Source organism: Pseudomonas sp. 14P_8.1_Bac3, from assembly GCF_025466085.1.
Lineage (GTDB): Bacteria > Pseudomonadota > Gammaproteobacteria > Pseudomonadales > Pseudomonadaceae > Aquipseudomonas.
On record NZ_JANLOD010000004.1, the window covers coordinates 98,393 to 115,895 of the forward strand.

The window sequence follows — 17,503 nt, forward strand, 5'->3', positions numbered from 1 at the left end:
CTGGCTGTAGGACACAGTTTGAAATAGTCACCCGGTTGAATAGCCCGGTGCAGCACCTTATATACCCCGCAGTACGCTACATCTTTAGCAAAAGGAGATTTCTACAACCATGATGCGCATCCTGCTGTTTTTGGCCACTAACCTGGCGGTCGTGCTGATTGCCAGCATCACCCTGAGCCTTTTCGGCTTCAACGGGTTCATGGCGGCCAACGGGGTTGACCTCAACCTCAATCAGCTGCTGATTTTCTGTGCGGTCTTTGGTTTTGCCGGTTCGCTGTTCTCGCTGTTCATCTCCAAGTGGATGGCGAAGATGAGCACGAGCACCCAGATCATCACCCAGCCGCGCACACGTCACGAGCAATGGCTGCTGCAAACGGTCGAGCAACTGTCCCGCGAAGCCGGGATCAAGATGCCGGAAGTCGGGATTTTCCCGGCCTACGAGGCGAACGCCTTCGCCACCGGCTGGAACAAGAACGATGCACTGGTCGCGGTCAGCCAGGGCTTGCTCGAACGCTTCTCGCCGGATGAAGTGAAAGCCGTTCTGGCCCACGAAATCGGTCACGTTGCCAATGGCGACATGGTCACCCTGGCGCTGATTCAGGGCGTGGTGAACACCTTCGTCATGTTCTTCGCGCGGATCATCGGCAATTTTGTCGACAAGGTGATCTTCAAGAACGAGGAAGGCCAGGGCATCGCCTACTACGTGGCGACCATCTTCGCCGAACTGGTCCTGGGCATTCTGGCCAGTGCCATCGTCATGTGGTTCTCGCGTAAACGCGAATTCCGCGCCGACGAAGCCGGTGCACGCCTGGCCGGCACCAGCGCCATGATCGGCGCCCTGCAACGCCTGCGTGCGGAACAAGGGTTACCCGTGCACATGCCGGACACCTTGAACGCGTTTGGCATCAACGGTGGCATCAAACAAGGGTTCGCCCGTATGTTCATGAGCCACCCGCCGCTGGAAGAGCGTATCGACGCATTGCGTCGTCGGGGCTGAGAGGCTCTGGACTAAAAAAGAAGGCCCGCAGTGATGCGGGCCTTTTTTTGTCTGATTGATTGTTGGCTTGCTCGCGAAGGTGCTGGCAAAACCACCCAAACCTACCGACTGGAAACGCGATAAACCCGTTCTTCCAACCGGGTAACTCCACTCTCGATAAACTTCCAGCTCTCACCCAGCACATCCTGGTCTTCCAGAACCTTCAACGACCATACCGCCCCGAACAACCGCTGCACCTCATCATCAAGCACGGCAAACGGCGGTCCATCCTTTTGCGCTTGGTCGTAATCCAGGGTGATCAACAGCCCCAGCGCCTCCTTTGGCAGAATACGGTTCAGATGAGCGGCATAGTGTTCGCGCATGGCGGGCGGAAGCGCGATCAGTGCAGCCCGGTCGTACAGGCCCGCACAATCGGCCACATCGCCGGCAGTCAACTCGAAGAAATCACCACACCACAACTCGATTGATCCGGCGCGGTAGACCTTGAACGGCCCTTGCTCACTGACATCAGGGTCAAACTGATGCTCATCGAAGAAGTCTTCAATGGCCTTCTCCGACAGCTCGATCCCAAGAACTTCGTGGCCTTTGTGCGCCAGCCACAACAAATCAAGACTCTTCCCACACAACGGCACCAGTACGCGCGCGCCCTCTTCCAGCGCTAATTGCGGCCAGAAACGTTGCAGATAAGGGTTCACTTCAGGCAGATGGAAGCCGATCTGATTCGACTGCCACCGCTTGTGCCAAAACTCCGGCTGCATAAATATCTCCGAAAATTCGATCAAAACACGCTAAAACTTATATTAGATTTAGATCAATGATCTGACTGAAGATGGAGCCATCTTACTCTCAGGAGCTCCTTCATGTTCCCCAGCCTGTATATATCCCATGGCTCCCCCATGCTGGCGCTGGAACCCGGTGCCAGCGGGCCGGCCCTGGCGCGCATCGCTGCCGAATTGCCGAAACCCAAGGCCATCGTGATCGTTTCCGCGCACTGGGAAAGCAATGAATTGCTGGTCAGCGGCAATCCCCGGCCGGAAACCTGGCATGACTTCGGTGGCTTTCCCAAGGCGCTGTTCGAGGTGCAATACCCGGCCGCCGGCGATCCACAGCTGGCCAACACGGTCGTCGAACTGCTGATGAGCAGTGACCTGCCCGCACGTATCGACAGCAAACGCCCGTTCGACCACGGGGTCTGGGTGCCGTTGTCGTTGATGTACCCGCAAGCCGATATCCCGGTGGTGCAAGTCTCGCTGCCGACACGTGGTGGCCCCGCCCTGCAGACTCGCGTCGGTCATGCCTTGAGCACTCTGCGCGAACAAGGCGTGCTGCTGATCGGTTCCGGCAGCATCACCCATAACCTGCGCGAACTGGACTGGCACGCCGGCCCGGAAAGCGTCGAGCCGTGGGCCAGGGAATTTCGCGATTGGATGATCGAAAAGCTTGAGGCCGACGATGAAACCGCTTTGCACGACTACCGTCAGCAAGCACCGAACGCGGTGCGCAACCATCCGAGCGATGAACACTTGTTGCCGTTGTACTTTGCGCGGGGGGCCGGCGGGCGCTTCAGCGTAAGCCATAAAGGGTTCACCATGGGCGCCCTAGGCATGGACATTTACCGCTTCGGCTAATCAGAGACCTGCGGCGGGACGTTCAGACCACGTCGACACCGACGTGAATTGCATCGTGCCGCCAAAATTCCAGGTCACAGTCGATCAACCGCTCGTGTTGATCGTAATTAACCCGGGCGATGCGCAATCCCGGGCTCCCGACCGATACCCGTAACGCCGCCGCGGCATCGACCGAAAGCGCCGTCGGCACGATTTCAAAGCGCACCCGGCCGTAATGCAAGTCGTAGTGCCGCGCGTACAGCTCGGTAATCGACTGATTCAGATCGAACTCCAGAATTCCCGGGAAGTACTGCGGGTTGAGGTAATGCTCGACGTACAACACCAGCCGCTCATCAATCCGTCGCGCCCGGCAGATCTGAATCACGCTCGACAAAGCAGGCAACTGCAACCAGGCACACACTGCTGCCGACGCCGGCTGCAACCGTGCCGAAATCACCTCGGTAGACGCTGCACGCCCCTGCGCGGCAACCATCGCGTGAAAATGACTGCGCTGCATCAGGTTGTAGGCCAGCCGCGGTGGCGACACGAACCATCCCCGGCGCTCCTCGCGATAAATCTGCCCCTGTGCCTCCAACTGCAACAACGCTTCACGCACCGTGATACGCGTGGTACCAAACAACTCACTGAGCTTGCGCTCGGCCGGTAACTTGCTGCCGGGCGCCAACAGCCCATGATCGAGCTGCTCCTGAAGCACCTGTCCGATGGCTGTCACCGCCTTGGTTGTCTCGACGCGCATCAACGTTACCTATCTGGACTAGACCAGCACTGTTTCGGGGCGGAACCGACATTCAAATCGGCGCCATCAACTTTCTGCAAGCCTAGGCACTGCTTATGACTGGCAGATGACAAAGCCGCTGAACGGTTGCTTGAAAACGCTGCAATTTGACGGCCAAGTCCTTTCGTTTCAGGTCTTTAGCCATGGTCTACGCTTATCTCGAACCCTGAGCGTTTCGCTATAAAAAATAGCGAGCGACCGGAGGGCGACATCAAAATGTCATCCAGGCCACTTAAATTGGCTCAGGTATTGCTGACCTAGACCAACACCACCGCAATCGCAGCGTTGAAAACGCCCAAAGGAGCTTCGGAATGAAAAAGCTTTTCCTGGCATCACTGTTAGGCTCGACCATTGCCTTGTGTACCGCCGCCATGGCCGCTGATGATTTGAAAACCCTGGAAGCCGCTGCGAAAGCGGAAGGCGCGGTCAATAGCGTCGGCATGCCCGATGACTGGGCCAACTGGAAAGGCACCTGGGAAGACCTGGCCAAGACCTACGGCCTGAAACACATCGACACTGACATGAGCTCGGCACAGGAAATCGCCAAGTTCGCCGCTGAAAAAGACAACGCCAGCGCCGACATCGGCGACGTCGGCGCGGCCTTCGGCCCGATTGCGGTCAAACAAGGCGTGGTGCAACCGTACAAACCAAGCACCTGGGATCAGGTACCTGCCTGGGCGAAGGACAAGGACGGCAACTGGGCGCTGGCCTACACCGGCACCATCGCGTTCATCATCAACAAAAAGCTGCTGCACGGTTCGGAAGCGCCGACCAAATGGGCTGACCTCAAAACCGGTAAATACAAGGTCTCGATCGGCGACGTGAGCACGGCGGCCCAAGCCGCAAACGGCGTACTCGCTGCGGCTTACGCAAACGGCGGTGACGAGAAAAACCTGCAGCCTGCACTGTTACTGTTTGCAGACATCGCCAAACAAGGTCGCCTGTCCATGGCCAACCCGACCATCGCCACGATGGAAAAGGGTGAAATCGAAGTCGGCGTGGTCTGGGATTTCAACGGCCTGAGCTACAGGGCAAAAATGGCCAATCCCGATGACTACACCGTGCTGATTCCATCGGACGGTTCGGTGATTTCCGGCTACACCACCATCATCAACAAATACGCCAAGAACCCTAACGCCGCCAAGCTGACCCGCGAATACATCTTCAGCGACGCCGGCCAGATCAATCTGGCGCGCGGCAACGCCCGTCCGATCCGCGCCGAGCACGTGACGCTGCCAGATGACGTCAAGGCCAAACTGCTGCCAAACGAGCAGTACAAGGGCGTGACGCCAATCAAGGACGCAGACGCTTGGGAGAAGACTTCCAAGGCCCTGCCACAGAAGTGGAACGAAGAAGTCATCGTCGAGATGAAGTGACACGCCCCCAGGGCTGATGCAAATCCCTTTGGGAGCGAGCCTGCTCGCGATAGCGAACTGAAATTCAACACATTTGTTGACTGAAGGTCCCTTATCGCGAGCAGGCTCGCTCCCACAGTGGAGCTTTGTTGAATTCCGGCTTTCTATCTTCGCGGAGTGTTTGCCCTATGAAGCACAACGTCATCCTTGTCGTGCTCGACGGCCTCAATTACGAAGTCGCGCGCCACGCCATGGGGCACTTGCAAGCGTACGTCGGCGCAGGACGCGCAGCGCTCTACAAACTGGAGTGCGAGTTGCCGGCCCTGTCCCGACCGCTTTACGAATGCATCCTCACCGGTGTCACGCCAATCGACAGCGGCATCGTCCATAACGACGTCTCGCGCCTGTCCAATCAGCGCAGCATCTATCACTACGCCACCGACGCCGGGCTGAAAACGGCCGCGGCGGCTTATCACTGGGTCAGTGAGCTGTACAACCGCTCGCCCTTCGTGGCGTCCCGGGATCGTCACACCGACAACCCCGAACTGCCGATCCAGCACGGCCATTTCTACTGGAGCGATCACTACCCCGACTCGCACCTGTTGGCTGACGCCGAAAGCCTGCGCTTGCGCCATGCGCCGAACTTTCTGCTGATCCACCCGATGAACATCGACGACGCCGGGCACAAGCACGGCCTGGACACCCCGCAATACCGCAACAGTGCGCGTTTCGCAGACATTTACCTGGCCGACTACCTGCAAGGCTGGCTCGACGCCGGCTATCAGGTCCTGGTGACCGCCGACCATGGCATGAACAACGACCGCTCGCACAATGGCCTGCTGCCGGAAGAACGCGAAGTGCCGCTGTTCGTCTTCGGCGACGCCTTCAGTTTCAACGCAAACGCCGCACCGAAACAGACGGAAATCTGCGGCACTGTCTGCGAATTGCTGGGCGTGGCCCACGACAAACCCGTGTGCCGGGAGCTGCTCAAGTGAATGCCATGACCCGCGGAAAATGGCTGGCGGCGCTGTGCCTGGTGCCCTTCACCCTGTTTTTTATCGTGTTCGAAATTGCCCCGCTGGTGTGGGTGATGATCAACAGTCTGCAATCGGAAGAGGACGGCTGGGGCCTGGCCAACTTCACCAAAATCTTCAGCTCGAAGTTCTATCTGCAGGCGATCCAGTACAGCCTCGAGATCAGCTTCTGGTCGAGCGTGTTCGGCATCATCATCGCCGTGCTCGGCGCTTACTCCCTGCGCCGGGTCGACTCGAAACTACGCAACTTCGTCAACGCCTTCGCCAACATGACCAGCAACTTCGCCGGCGTACCCCTGGCCTTCGCGTTCATCATCCTGCTGGGTTTCAACGGCAGCTTCACCATCATGTTGAAGCAGGCCGGGATCATTCAGGATTTCAACCTGTACTCGAAAACCGGGCTGATCATCCTTTACACCTACTTTCAGATTCCCCTCGGCGTGCTGCTGCTCTACCCCGCCTTCGACGCCCTGCGTGAAGACTGGCGCGAGTCCGCCGAGCTGCTCGGCGCCAGCGGCTGGCAGTTCTGGCGACACATCGGCCTGCCGGTGCTGACCCCGGCGCTGCTCGGCACATTCGTGATCCTGCTGGCCAACGCCCTCGGCGCCTACGCCACGGTGTACGCCCTGACCACCGGTAACTTCAACGTGCTACCGATCCGTATTGCGGCGATGGTGTCCGGCGACATTTCCCTGGACCCGAACCTGGCCAGTGCGCTGGCCGTGGTGCTGGTGGCGTTGATGACTTTGGTGACCGTCGTGCATCAGTTGCTGTTGAAGAGGAGCTACCATGTCTCGCGCTGATCTGGGCCCGGTCGGTGTCTATCACCGTGTCGTGGTTTATCTGCTGTTCGCCATCCTGTTGCTGCCCCTGCTCGGCACGCTGATCTATTCGATCGCCAGCAGTTGGTCGGCAACCATTCTGCCCAGCGGCTTCACGATCAAATGGTACGTGGCGCTGTGGAGCGATCCGCGCTTTCTCCATGCATTCGGTCAATCGCTGCTGGTCTGCGTCGGCTCGCTGATGCTCTCGGTGGTGCTGATTCTGCCGCTGCTGTTCGTGGTCCATTACCACTTCCCGAAACTCGATGCACTGATGAACATCCTGATCCTGCTGCCCTTCGCGGTCCCGCCGGTGGTGTCTTCGGTGGGGCTGTTGCAACTGTACGGTTCAGGGCCGTTCGCGATGGTCGGCACGCCGTGGATTCTGATCGGCTGCTATTTCACCGTGGCGCTGCCGTTCATGTACCGGGCGATCACCAACAACCTGCAAGCGATCAACTTGCGGGACTTGATGGACGCGGCCCAACTGCTCGGCGCCAGCACCTGGCAAGCGGCGATCCTGGTGGTGCTGCCGAACCTGCGCAAAGGCTTGATGGTGGCGCTGTTGCTGTCGTTCTCGTTCCTGTTCGGCGAGTTCGTGTTCGCCAACATCCTCGTCGGCACCCGCTACGAAACCCTGCAGGTCTACCTCAACAACATGCGTAACAGCAGCGGCCATTTCACCAGTGCGCTGGTGATTTCCTACTTCTTCTTTGTGCTGGTTCTGACCTGGGCGGCCAATATCTTGAACAAGGACAAAAGCGAATGAGCTATGTCAGCGTCCAACACCTGCAGAAAAATTACGCGGGCACCACGGTGTTCAGCGACATCAACTGCGAAATTCAGAAAGGTGAGTTTGTCACCCTCCTGGGGCCGTCCGGTTGCGGCAAGTCCACGTTGCTGCGTTGCATCGCCGGGCTGACTTCGGTCGATGGCGGGAAGATTTTGCTGGATGGTGTCGATATCGTGCCGTTAAGTCCGCAAAAACGCGGAATTGGCATGGTGTTCCAGAGCTACGCATTGTTCCCCAACATGACCGTCGAACAGAACGTCGCGTTTGGCTTGCGCATGCAAAAGGTCAACAGCGACGACAGCCAGAAGCGCGTCGCCGAAGTACTGAGACTGGTGGAGCTCAATGACTTCGCCGGCCGTTATCCGCATCAGATGTCCGGCGGCCAGTGCCAGCGTGTCGCCCTCGCCCGCTCTCTGGTCACCCGGCCTCGGCTGTTGTTGCTGGATGAGCCGTTATCGGCCCTCGATGCACGGATTCGCAAACACTTGCGCGAACAGATCCGTCAGATCCAGCGCGAGCTCGGCCTGACCACGATCTTCGTCACACACGATCAGGAAGAAGCCCTGACCATGTCTGACCGGATTTTCCTGATGAATCAGGGAAAGATCGTACAAAGCGGCGACGCCGAAACCCTGTACACAGCGCCGGTGGATGTGTTCGCTGCCGGCTTCATCGGCAACTACAACCTGCTGGATGCCGACAGCGCGACGAAACTGTTGCAACGCCCGGTCACCCATCGCATCGCCATTCGCCCCGAGGCCATCGAGCTGAGCCTTGATGGCGAGTTGGATGCACAGGTGCGCAGCCACAGCCTGCTGGGCAACGTAATTCGATACCGGGTCGAGGCCCGTGGCGTGGAACTGGTGGTCGATGTGCTTAACCGCTCGGCGGCCGATTTGCATCCCGATGGTCAGCGTCTGGCGCTTTCCATCGATCCGACGGCCCTGTGTGAGGTAGCCTGATGCCTTTGCTGATGTTGAAGAGAGAACTGCACTGATGGCCCTGGCAATTTTTGATCTGGACGAAACCCTGATCCACGGCGACTGCGCCACCCTCTGGAGCGAGCAGATGGGCCGCCTGGGCTGGGTCGATCCCGAGTCGTTCATGCGGCAGAACAACGAACTGATGGACGCCTACAGCCACGGCAAGCTGCGCATGGAGGACTACATGACCTTCAGCCTCGAACCGATGATCGGACGCACGCCCGAAGAGGTCGAGCATTTGGTCGGGCCGTGGGTGGAAGATTTCATCGAGCCAATCATCTTCAGCGACGCCACCAAAGCCATCGCCGCCCATCGCAAGGCAGGCGACCGGATCCTGGTGATCTCCGCGTCGGGTACGCACCTGGTCAGGCCGATCGCCGACCGACTGGGCATCGACGAGATTCTCGGCATCGAACTGGAAGTGGTACATGGGGTTTACAGCGGCAACACGGTCGGCACATTGACCTACCGCGAAGGCAAGATCACGCGCCTGCTGGAGTGGCTGGACGCGGAAGAAGAAAACCTCGAAGGCGCCAGTTTCTACTCGGACTCGCTCAACGATTTGCCGCTGTTGTTGAAGGTCGATTTCCCACACGTGGTGAATCCGGATCCGGTGTTGCGCGAGCAGGCTGAAAAAGCCGGCTGGCCGATCCATATCTGGAAATAAACACATTCACCCTGTGGGAGCGGGCTTGCTCGCGAAAGCGGACTTTCATTCAACACGTGGTTGACTGACACACCGCTTTCGCGAGCAAGCCCGCTCCCACTCGCTCAGTGTTTTCAGATCAAGCCAGGATCAATCACCAACACCACCTTCCCCGCCACCTTGTTGCTCGCCAACTCGGCAAACGCCGCTTCGGCGTCCTTGATCGCAAATGTCCTGGCCACTTGCGGGCTCAGTCGTCCTTCGGCAAACAGCGGCCAGACATGCTGGCTCAGATCACTGAACAAATCTGCCTTGAACTGATCGTTGCGACTGCGCAAGGTCGAGCCCAGCACTTGCACGCGCTTGGCCAGCACCTGGGCCAGATCCAGCCTGGCCTCACGGCCACCCATCAAGCCGATCAGCACCCAACGGCCATCGCGAGCCAGCAGCTTCAAGTTCAGTTCGGCGTAGTTGCCGCCGACCGGGTCAAGAATCACATCGAACGGCCCCAGGTCGCTCAAGCTGTCCAGGTCGCCACTTCGAACCACGCCACCCTGGGCGCCCAGGGCTTCGCAGTAAGCCAGACGCTCGGCAGAACCGACGCTGACCCAGCACGGGTTACCGAACGCCTTGCACAGCTGAATGGCAGCTGAACCGATTCCACTTGCTCCGGCATGCAGAAGAACTTTCTCACCCGGTTTGAGCGCAGCCAATTGATACAAATTCAGCCAAACAGTCGCATAGACTTCCGGTAGCGCTGCCGCCTCGATCAGGGACAATCCTTCGGGCACCGGCAGCACATGCCGTCCGTCGACAACCACCTCTTCGGCCATGCCGCCCCCGGCCAGCAAGGCACAGACCCGGTCCCCGACCTGCCAGGACGTGCCCGGACCGACCTCGCTGATCACCCCCGAACACTCTAGACCGAGCACCTGACTGGCCCCCGGTGGTGGCGGATAAAGACCTGCTTTCTGTAACAAATCGGCGCGATTGAGGCCCGCTGCCGACACGCGAATGCGAACTTGCCCTACGTCACATGTAGGACTGGGCTCTTCAAGCCACTCCACTTGACCTTCCACGCCTTGCATTGCTTTCACAGTGCCTCCATAGTGAGTCTGGACTGAGCCCGTAGCTGTAGCGCCGGGCTTTTTGCATTATGCGACCGGCCCTTGTGGAACCGGCGACTTCAAAGACGGCCTAATATGCGTTATCAATTGTCCCCGCGTCGAATCAGCATGAAGCATCTGTTCCCCAGCACCGCCCTCGCCCTATTTATTGGTATCGGCCTGATGCCGATGTCGAGCAATACGTTCGCAGCCAATAGTTGGGACAAGCTTCAGCCTGATCGTGACGAAGTGATCGCCAGTCTGAATGTCGTCGAGTTGCTCAAACGCCACCACTACAGCAAGCCGCCGCTCGATGACGCGCGCTCCGTGATCATCTACGACAGCTACCTCAAGCTGCTGGATCCGTCGCGCAGCTACTTCATGGCCAGCGACATTGCCGAATTCGACAAGTGGAAAACCCAGTTTGACGACTTCCTCAAAAGCGGCGACCTGAACGCCGGGTTCACCATCTACAAGCGCTATCTGGATCGCGTCAAGGCGCGTCTGGACTTTGCCCTTGCGGAGCTGGACAAAGGCGTCGACAAGATGGACTTCACCACCAAGGAAACCTTGCTGATCGACCGCAAGGACGCCCCTTGGCTCAAATCCACCGCAGAACTTGACGACCTGTGGCGCAAACGCGTCAAGGACGAAGTGCTGCGGATGAAGATTGCTGGCAAGGAGCCCAAGCAGATTCAGGAAACGCTGACCAAGCGTTACAAGAATCAGCTCGCGCGCCTGGACCAGACCCGTCCGGAAGACATCTTCCAGGCGTACATCAACACCTTCGCCATGTCCTACGACCCGCACACCAATTATCTGTCGCCGGATAATGCGGAGAACTTCGATATCAACATGAGCCTTTCCCTCGAGGGCATCGGCGCCGTGTTGCAGAGCGACAACGATCAAGTGAAAGTCGTGCGTCTGGTGCCTGCCGGCCCGGCCGACAAGACCAAGCTGGTCGCGCCCGCCGACAAGATCATTGGCGTGGCCCAGGACAACAAAGAGATGGTCGACGTGGTCGGCTGGCGTCTGGACGAAGTGGTCAAACTGATCCGTGGTCCGAAAGGCACCGTGGTGCGCCTGGAAGTCATCCCGGCCAGCAATGCGCCGAATGACCAGACCAGCAAGATCGTTCCGATCACCCGCGAAGCGGTGAAGCTTGAAGATCAGGCAGTGAAAAAGTCGGTCCTCAACCTGAAACAGGATGGCAAGGACTACAAGCTCGGCATCATCGAGATCCCGGCCTTCTACCTGGACTTCAAGGCGTTCCGCGCTGGCGATCCGGACTACAAGAGCACCACTCGCGACGTCAAGAAATTGCTGACCGAATTGCAGAAAGACAAGGTCGACGGCGTGGTCATCGACTTGCGCAACAACGGCGGCGGCTCCCTGCAGGAAGCCACCGAACTGACCAGTCTGTTCATCGACAAAGGTCCGACCGTGCTGGTGCGTAACGCCGATGGCCGTGTCGATGTGCTGGAAGATGAAAACCCGGGTGCGTTCTACAAGGGCCCGATGGCGTTGCTGGTCAACCGCTTGTCCGCCTCGGCGTCGGAAATTTTCGCCGGCGCCATGCAGGACTATCATCGTGCGCTGATCATCGGCGGCCAGACCTTCGGCAAAGGCACCGTGCAGACCATCCAGCCGCTGAACCATGGCGAACTGAAACTGACCCTGGCCAAGTTCTACCGGGTTTCCGGCCAGAGCACCCAGCATCAGGGCGTACTGCCGGACATCGATTACCCGTCGATCATCGACACCAAGGAAATCGGCGAAAGTGCCCTGCCGGAAGCCATGCCGTGGGACACCATCAAGGCGGCGATCAAGCCTGCGGTCGATCCGTTCAAACCGTACATCGCCCAGCTCAAATCCGAGCATGACGTGCGCACGGCCAAGGATGCGGAGTTCGTGTTCATCCGCGACAAACTGGCCCTGGCGCAAAAGCTGATGGCGGAAAAAACCGTCAGCCTCAATGAAGCGGATCGTCGTGCGCAGCACGCCGATATCGAAGCCAAGCAACTGGCGATGGAAAACATCCGTCGCAAGGCCAAAGGCGAAGAGCCGCTCAAAGAGCTGAAGAAAGAAGACGAAGACGCCCTCGCGGCCGAGCCAGACAAGACCAAACCGGAAGACGATGCTTACTTGAGCGAGACGGGTCGGATTCTGTTGGACTACCTGAAGCTCAACACTGCGGTGGCCAAGCACTAGGTTGTGGCACGCAAGGTGATAGCGATTTAATGCTGGCGCTCTCCGGAGCGTCATCAAACAGTCATCATTCTGTCGTGAAATAAAGGATTGGGATCACCTCTTTAGCCGAGAGTGCTCCCGGTCCTTTTTTTATCGCCAGAGATCGCCATGACCACTACCGAACAGCTGAGTGCGTTGAGTTCAATACTGACTCAAAGCGGTTTGCACAGCCTGTTCCAGCCCATCATTTCGCTTTCTGAACGACGAATCATCGGCTATGAAGCCCTCAGTCGCGGCCCCTCCAACAGCCCCCTGCACTCGCCTATCGCCCTGTTCGCCGTGGCCCGTCAGGCTGGCCGCCTCAACGAGCTGGAAATTGCCTGCCGCGAAAGCGCCTGCCGGCGTTTCAACGAACAGCAATTGCCGGGCAAACTTTTTCTCAACGTGTCACCGGAATCTTTGCTCGAAGCGGCCCACCAACCGGGTCGGACCCTGCAATTGCTGCAGGATTTCGGCATTCCTCCCAGCCAGGTCGTCATCGAGCTCACCGAACAGACGCCGACTGACGATTTCCAACTGCTGCAGAACGCCCTGCATCACTATCGGGCGATGGGGTTTTCCATTGCCCTGGATGATCTGGGTGCCGGTTATTCGAGCCTGCGCCTCTGGTCGGAGCTGCGGCCTGACTATGTGAAAATCGACCGGCACTTCATCGACGGCATCCATCAGGACGCACTGAAACGCGAGTTTGTCGGATCGATCATGCAAATCGCCAAAGCCTCCCGGGCCCAGGTAATTGCCGAAGGCATCGAGCTGCCGGAAGAACTCGCGGTGCTGACCGACATGGGCGTCGATCTGGTCCAGGGTTATTTGCTGTGCCGGCCGCAAGAACATCCGCCGAGGGATGCGCGAAGCCTGATGCCCAAGCAGGACAGTTCCGCCGTGGCGCTGAACGACGAAGGCTGCGACCTCAGCGCTCTGCTCAATGATCAGCCCGCGGTCGCTCGGGATACGCCGACGGCAACCGTCCTGGAAGCCTTCCGTCGCCAGGCCAACCTCAACTCGCTGGCGGTGCTCGACCACTACGGCCAGCCCTGCGGCATCGTTCATCGGCATTCGCTCTCGGACGCGTTGCTCAAGCCGTTTGCCACTGACCTGTTCGCCCGCAAACCCATCAGCCGCCTGATGAATGACGACTTCCTTGCGGTCGAGATGAGCCAATCGCTACAGCAGGTCAGCCGCCTCATCACCAGCCGCGCCCGGCAACGCATCGAGGAAGACTTCATCATTACCCTGAACGGCGGTTACCTGGGCCTGGGCCGGGTCATTGATGTGCTGAAGCTGATTACCGAACTGAAGATCCAGCAAGCCCGCTACGCCAACCCGCTGACCTTGCTGCCCGGTAACGTGCCGATCCAGCAATGCCTGACCCGCTTGCTGCAACAGCAACGGGAATCGGTGATCTGCTACGTGGACATCGACAGTTTCAAACCCTTCAACGACATCTACGGCTACGGCCGCGGGGATGAAGTCCTGCTGTGCCTGGCGCAATGCCTGAACGATCGCATCGACCCGTCCCGCGACTTTGTCGGCCATATCGGCGGGGACGATTTCCTGCTGGTGCTCGGGCCGGACGACTGGCGCAAGCGCTTGGACCAATTACTCGATGATTTCCAGAGCCAGTGCCGGCGCTTTTACCGCAGCGAACACCTTGAGGCCGGGTGCTTTATCGCCTCAAACCGCCAGGGAATACGGCAGGAATTCCCGCTGTTATCCCTGTCGATCGGCGTGGTGCATTTGCATCCGCAGGCCTGCGCGCAGCTGGATGCCAGCCAGTTGGCAGAAATGGCTTCCCAGGCCAAGCATCACGCGAAGAACGTGCCGGGATATAGCGTGCATGTGATTGACAGTCTGGCGGTGGTGGGTCGAGGGGATGGGTTGCTGGTGGGGTAGCAGGAAAACTTCCAACGACCTCGCCCGGAAATTTCGCTACCTATAAGAACGCCTTCGCGTTCATGACTCGCGCCTCCGCCTTTAACATTTGATTTCTGCAGTGACCCGCCCGATTTCGTCCTGCGCAGCGACCAACTCTTTTATGAGCAACGGAACTGAATCAGCTCTTGATAAATAAAGCGGTTCACTCCAATCGTAATTTTTTAGAACTCTTACTTGAAAAAAACCATCAGGATCAAACGAGGGATACCATCCGACATCCAGCAGCAAAAAGGCTGGATACTCAACTTGCAGCATATCTTCCTTGAGGCTGCACACCTGACCATCCAAATCCTCGTTTCTCAGCGTTGAGAGATCATCATGAGAAATGCGTCCTGTAATAAACGTTAAGTCGATCATTTTTGAAGCTTCCTGAACTCATTCTGTGAAATCGGGTGACCGTGTATCGTCCGCGCACTTAACTCCAAACGCACCCAACGACTTAGCTTTCCCTCACTAGCGCCAATCTCCGTGTCATATTCTTTGACTTTCCAAAGTTTGCCATTGGTAATCGATTGCCCGGTTTTATAAACATCCCTTTCCAGCTGCTCTACATCAATATCGTGCTTGTATTTCGCGGGGCCAGACCTTGTTGAGTCTATTGTTTGTTTCCAAGACATATTTTTCGGGGGCATGTGTTTGTAGCCATGAGGCGTCCAATGAACTTCACTCAGGGGAGGTAGCGGCGGCTCACCCTGATCAACCTTAGCGCCAGTCGTATCATCCGGCGCCCCACACCCAGGCCGCCCCGCTCCCGGGCAATTCCCGCTCAACCCCAACGGATCAACCCACCCCGTCGGGCTCAGCGCGTACCGGTACTGATTCAGCCCACCCGCCAGCTTCACCGGATCCGGCGTCAAGTAGCGGCCTACATCGGGATCATAGTACCGATGCCGGTTGTAGTGCAGGCCGCTCTCAACATCAAAGTACTGCCCCTGAATCCGCTACAACTTGAAGGAAACTTCCGACGGCCTTGCCCAGAAATTTCGTTATCCATTGGCAACAAAGAAAAAGCCGTCAGATACCGCCTTCCAGCTTGTGGGCAATATGACGCAACCAAATCTCGCCTGATTTCCATTCATTCCAGTAGCAGTAGTAACAACTTAGCTCTTTCAACAAATATCCCCGTAACTCCATTTCGTCCTTACGCTGTGCAAGTAAAAGACCAAGCTCGTTCAGAACCGCCATCCGATCCTCAAGGTCGGAATCAGCGAAAAAAGCATCAATCACTTGCTCAGCCGTGTCGTGTTCGACCAATCTTGATGAAAGTAGGCGCCAAAAAAATCGTGCAGCTCTGGAAGCTCTTTTTTCATATTTCTGGAAATCCTGTTAACAAAAAAAATCCCTCAGGACGTTTGGCATCCTTTATCAATACCGGCAACACTTTCGACGCTGGCACTTGAGTGTTGTGTCCATTGGGCAGACTGGTACCTACAGGATAGGGAAATGCATGGGTAACTACCGTCGTCCCTTTTTTTCTCCTAAGAAATTTTTCAGTTTTTGATTTTTTTGCATCTAATGCTTTCGAAGCAGCGGACTCAGCAGTGGCTCGATCAGGAAACGTTGAAGCCTCCACTGGACACTAGCTGGGTGACTTTTCCGTAGGCGTTGTACTTCGCCCGGTGCCATGGAGCTCACTTCGCACAAGTTCATGCAAACCGCTACAACTTGAAGGAAACTTCCGATGACCTTGCCCCGAATTTGTAGCGTCTGTAGGACCGCCTTCGCGGGCAAGTTTCGCTCCAGATTCAAGGCTCGCCGCAAAAAACAAGAACGACTGCAATCCTGTAGGAGCGTGGCTTGCCCGCGATTGAGCGCGAAGCGGTCATAAATTTACCTGAGCCAAAGATCGCAAGCCTTACCACGTTGATTGATCTTCGAGGCTGGCCTTTTGAAGGTCGTCTTTCCACTCCTCTTGCGCTAGTGAGTAGACATCCTGAAGAAATTCCCGAGGGTTTTCCAACTCGTACCACTCTCCGCGTGGCCAGCTCGCATATTCACCCTCATCGATATCAAACAGCTGCTGAAAATTATAATTCTCATCATTCAGCTTGTTTTTCAGCGCTTCCAATAAAACAAACTTATGCCTGTAGGATAAGTAGTTTAATTTCAAACTGTGCTTTCTGATCAGTTCAGCTCTGTTTTCTTTATTATTAGGATCATAGACCTCAAGCTCAGCACCTAGCGTTTCTTCGCGATCATAAACATCAAAAACCCCAATAAACCACATTAGATTCGGGTCAAATTGCTCATCTAAAAATGGATCACGCAACATTATTTTTTCTCCGTTGGAAACCCTGTATAGGGCCGGCTCACATCATTTTTATCAAATTTAACTTCAAACCAATTCATATCCTCGTTGAGTTTAGGATTATTTACGTCCTTCTTATTTGGCTTATAACCACGACCCGCTCCAGGAAGCTCCATCCGTACAATCGGATATTGGTTGTGGTCTTTTCCCGTATGCGGGCTCAGGCCTAATCTCTCCCTGGTCATTGCCTTATTCAAGGCATTGAAATGCATTCTCCAATTGCTGAACTGAGAGCTTGGATTTCCTTTTGCTCCTTTCGGTACTGCTCCGGTGTGAGGGTCCGCTCCATTAATGGCACGCCGTTTAAGCGCAACGTCAGGAATGTCTGAGCTGTGCTTTTTAACAGTGTGCATGTCATATTTTTGCTCCATCGACTCGACCCTTCCTTTGGCATTCGCCTCCGCCAACTCATCAATCCTCGCCCGCCGCTGCTCAGCCGACATTTTCGGCAGCGACGGCTCCCCCTGATCAACCTTAGCGCCAGTCGGATCATCCGGCGCCCCACACCCAGGCCGCCCCGCTCCCGGGCAATTCCCGCTCAACCCCACCGGATCAACCCACCCCGTCGGGTTCAGCGCGTACCGGTACTGATTCAGCCCACCCGCCAGCTTCACCGGATCCGGCGTCAAGTAGCGGCCTACATCGGGATCATAGTACCGATGCCGGTTGTAGTGCAGGCCGCTCTCGGCATCGAAGTATTGCCCCTGAAACCGCAGCGGTTGTTCGAGTTGCTCGCCTGCGCCGGACCCTAACTGCGTGACTTTTCCGTAGGCGTTGTACTGCGCCGACCAGACGATCTCGCCGCCAAAATCCGTCAGTTCCTGCGGGGTGCCGAGGTGGTCGAGTTGGTAGTAGAACGGGCAGGCCTTGCG

Annotated in this window: 18 protein-coding genes and 1 pseudogene; 11 read left to right on the forward strand and 8 right to left on the reverse strand. The window is 57.2% G+C overall.

The features are described 5' to 3' along the window. Positions 1-109 precede the first annotated feature (109 nt). A complete protein-coding gene (htpX, locus tag NTD84_RS01140) occupies positions 110-997 on the forward strand; it encodes a protease HtpX (RefSeq protein ID WP_262162894.1) in 888 nt (295 codons plus the stop codon). A 101-nt stretch (positions 998-1,098) separates the two neighbouring features. Here htpX and NTD84_RS01145 read toward each other — a convergent pair whose 3' ends face one another. Further along, positions 1,099-1,755 carry a thiopurine S-methyltransferase gene (locus NTD84_RS01145; protein WP_262162896.1) on the reverse strand — a complete coding sequence of 219 codons (657 nt, stop codon included), beginning with the start codon at positions 1,753-1,755 and terminating at the stop codon, positions 1,099-1,101. Between the two features lie 102 nt (positions 1,756-1,857). Between NTD84_RS01145 and NTD84_RS01150 the strand changes: the two genes are divergently transcribed. Next, positions 1,858-2,625, forward strand: a complete 768-nt coding sequence (locus NTD84_RS01150; RefSeq protein WP_262162897.1) for a DODA-type extradiol aromatic ring-opening family dioxygenase — start codon at positions 1,858-1,860, stop codon at positions 2,623-2,625. 22 nt (positions 2,626-2,647) lie between these two features. On the opposite strand, the gene NTD84_RS01155 is transcribed toward NTD84_RS01150, so the two are convergent. Continuing rightward, positions 2,648-3,361 carry a UTRA domain-containing protein gene (locus NTD84_RS01155; protein WP_262162898.1) on the reverse strand — a complete coding sequence of 238 codons (714 nt, stop codon included), beginning with the start codon at positions 3,359-3,361 and terminating at the stop codon, positions 2,648-2,650. Between the two features lie 350 nt (positions 3,362-3,711). On the opposite strand from NTD84_RS01155, the gene NTD84_RS01160 reads away from it, so the two are divergent. From NTD84_RS01160 to NTD84_RS01185, 6 genes are all read left to right on the forward strand, one after another. Beyond that, positions 3,712-4,776 (forward strand): ABC transporter substrate-binding protein, encoded by a 1,065-nt coding sequence (locus NTD84_RS01160; RefSeq protein WP_262162899.1) that lies wholly within the window; start codon positions 3,712-3,714, stop codon positions 4,774-4,776. A 167-nt stretch (positions 4,777-4,943) separates the two neighbouring features. Beyond that, entirely contained in the window at positions 4,944-5,750 is an 807-nt protein-coding gene (locus NTD84_RS01165) for an alkaline phosphatase family protein (RefSeq protein WP_262162901.1), read from the forward strand. 5 nt (positions 5,751-5,755) lie between these two features. Continuing rightward, positions 5,756-6,592: an ABC transporter permease gene (locus tag NTD84_RS01170; RefSeq protein ID WP_262162903.1), complete on the forward strand. Its 837-nt coding sequence runs from the start codon at positions 5,756-5,758 to the stop codon at positions 6,590-6,592. Beyond that, complete coding sequence (locus NTD84_RS01175) at positions 6,579-7,379, forward strand: ABC transporter permease (RefSeq protein WP_262162905.1); 801 nt, start codon at positions 6,579-6,581, stop codon at positions 7,377-7,379. The genes NTD84_RS01170 and NTD84_RS01175 overlap by 14 nt, the downstream gene beginning before the upstream one ends. After that, positions 7,376-8,365, forward strand: a complete 990-nt coding sequence (locus NTD84_RS01180) for an ABC transporter ATP-binding protein (protein WP_262162908.1) — start codon at positions 7,376-7,378, stop codon at positions 8,363-8,365. Before NTD84_RS01175 ends, NTD84_RS01180 begins: the two co-directional genes overlap by 4 nt. 34 nt (positions 8,366-8,399) lie before the next feature. Then, positions 8,400-9,053: an HAD family hydrolase gene (locus NTD84_RS01185; RefSeq protein ID WP_262162910.1), complete on the forward strand. Its 654-nt coding sequence runs from the start codon at positions 8,400-8,402 to the stop codon at positions 9,051-9,053. 113 nt (positions 9,054-9,166) lie between these two features. Here NTD84_RS01185 and NTD84_RS01190 read toward each other — a convergent pair whose 3' ends face one another. Then, positions 9,167-10,129 (reverse strand): zinc-binding dehydrogenase, encoded by a 963-nt coding sequence (locus NTD84_RS01190; RefSeq protein ID WP_262162911.1) that lies wholly within the window; start codon positions 10,127-10,129, stop codon positions 9,167-9,169. Positions 10,130-10,267: 138 nt separating this feature from the next. Between NTD84_RS01190 and NTD84_RS01195 the strand changes: the two genes are divergently transcribed. Then, positions 10,268-12,349: a carboxy terminal-processing peptidase gene (locus NTD84_RS01195; RefSeq protein ID WP_262162912.1), complete on the forward strand. Its 2,082-nt coding sequence runs from the start codon at positions 10,268-10,270 to the stop codon at positions 12,347-12,349. A 147-nt stretch (positions 12,350-12,496) separates the two neighbouring features. Then, positions 12,497-14,281 (forward strand): bifunctional diguanylate cyclase/phosphodiesterase, encoded by a 1,785-nt coding sequence (locus NTD84_RS01200; protein ID WP_262162914.1) that lies wholly within the window; start codon positions 12,497-12,499, stop codon positions 14,279-14,281. An 81-nt stretch (positions 14,282-14,362) separates the two neighbouring features. Here NTD84_RS01200 and NTD84_RS01205 read toward each other — a convergent pair whose 3' ends face one another. Continuing rightward, positions 14,363-14,680 (reverse strand): hypothetical protein, encoded by a 318-nt coding sequence (locus tag NTD84_RS01205; RefSeq protein ID WP_262162915.1) that lies wholly within the window; start codon positions 14,678-14,680, stop codon positions 14,363-14,365. Continuing rightward, a pseudogene (locus tag NTD84_RS01210) lies at positions 14,677-15,264 on the reverse strand (RHS repeat-associated core domain-containing protein); the annotation flags it as partial. The gene NTD84_RS01205 and the pseudogene NTD84_RS01210, both read right to left, overlap by 4 nt. On the opposite strand from NTD84_RS01210, the gene NTD84_RS01215 reads away from it, so the two are divergent. Next, positions 15,211-15,723: a hypothetical protein gene (locus NTD84_RS01215; protein WP_262162924.1), complete on the forward strand. Its 513-nt coding sequence runs from the start codon at positions 15,211-15,213 to the stop codon at positions 15,721-15,723. The pseudogene NTD84_RS01210 and the gene NTD84_RS01215 overlap by 54 nt on opposite strands. Here the strand turns inward: NTD84_RS01215 and NTD84_RS01220 are convergent. From NTD84_RS01220 to NTD84_RS01230, 3 genes are all read right to left on the reverse strand, one after another. Next, positions 15,630-15,896, reverse strand: coding sequence for an RNase A-like domain-containing protein (locus NTD84_RS01220; protein ID WP_262162917.1), 267 nt, complete (start codon positions 15,894-15,896; stop codon positions 15,630-15,632). The two genes, NTD84_RS01215 and NTD84_RS01220, sit on opposite strands and share 94 nt — an antisense overlap. 282 nt (positions 15,897-16,178) lie before the next feature. Beyond that, on the reverse strand, positions 16,179-16,595 hold the full coding sequence (locus NTD84_RS01225) for a hypothetical protein (RefSeq protein ID WP_262162919.1): 417 nt from the start codon (positions 16,593-16,595) through the stop codon (positions 16,179-16,181). Then, positions 16,595-17,503 (reverse strand): RHS repeat domain-containing protein (locus NTD84_RS01230; RefSeq protein WP_262162920.1); only part of this gene is annotated, 909 nt, incomplete at its 5' end. The genes NTD84_RS01225 and NTD84_RS01230, both read right to left, overlap by 1 nt.

Coding starts and splice junctions, on each gene's coding strand:
- htpX (WP_262162894.1), top strand. CDS start 110: ATGATGCGCATCCTGCTGTTTTTGGCCACTAACCTGGCGGTCGTGCTG.
- NTD84_RS01145 (WP_262162896.1), bottom strand. CDS start 1,755: ATGCAGCCGGAGTTTTGGCACAAGCGGTGGCAGTCGAATCAGATCGGC.
- NTD84_RS01150 (WP_262162897.1), top strand. CDS start 1,858: ATGTTCCCCAGCCTGTATATATCCCATGGCTCCCCCATGCTGGCGCTG.
- NTD84_RS01155 (WP_262162898.1), bottom strand. CDS start 3,361: ATGCGCGTCGAGACAACCAAGGCGGTGACAGCCATCGGACAGGTGCTT.
- NTD84_RS01160 (WP_262162899.1), top strand. CDS start 3,712: ATGAAAAAGCTTTTCCTGGCATCACTGTTAGGCTCGACCATTGCCTTG.
- NTD84_RS01165 (WP_262162901.1), top strand. CDS start 4,944: ATGAAGCACAACGTCATCCTTGTCGTGCTCGACGGCCTCAATTACGAA.
- NTD84_RS01170 (WP_262162903.1), top strand. CDS start 5,756: ATGACCCGCGGAAAATGGCTGGCGGCGCTGTGCCTGGTGCCCTTCACC.
- NTD84_RS01175 (WP_262162905.1), top strand. CDS start 6,579: ATGTCTCGCGCTGATCTGGGCCCGGTCGGTGTCTATCACCGTGTCGTG.
- NTD84_RS01180 (WP_262162908.1), top strand. CDS start 7,376: ATGAGCTATGTCAGCGTCCAACACCTGCAGAAAAATTACGCGGGCACC.
- NTD84_RS01185 (WP_262162910.1), top strand. CDS start 8,400: ATGGCCCTGGCAATTTTTGATCTGGACGAAACCCTGATCCACGGCGAC.
- NTD84_RS01195 (WP_262162912.1), top strand. CDS start 10,268: ATGAAGCATCTGTTCCCCAGCACCGCCCTCGCCCTATTTATTGGTATC.
- NTD84_RS01200 (WP_262162914.1), top strand. CDS start 12,497: ATGACCACTACCGAACAGCTGAGTGCGTTGAGTTCAATACTGACTCAA.
- NTD84_RS01205 (WP_262162915.1), bottom strand. CDS start 14,680: ATGATCGACTTAACGTTTATTACAGGACGCATTTCTCATGATGATCTC.
- NTD84_RS01215 (WP_262162924.1), top strand. CDS start 15,211: ATGCCGGTTGTAGTGCAGGCCGCTCTCAACATCAAAGTACTGCCCCTG.
- NTD84_RS01225 (WP_262162919.1), bottom strand. CDS start 16,595: ATGTTGCGTGATCCATTTTTAGATGAGCAATTTGACCCGAATCTAATG.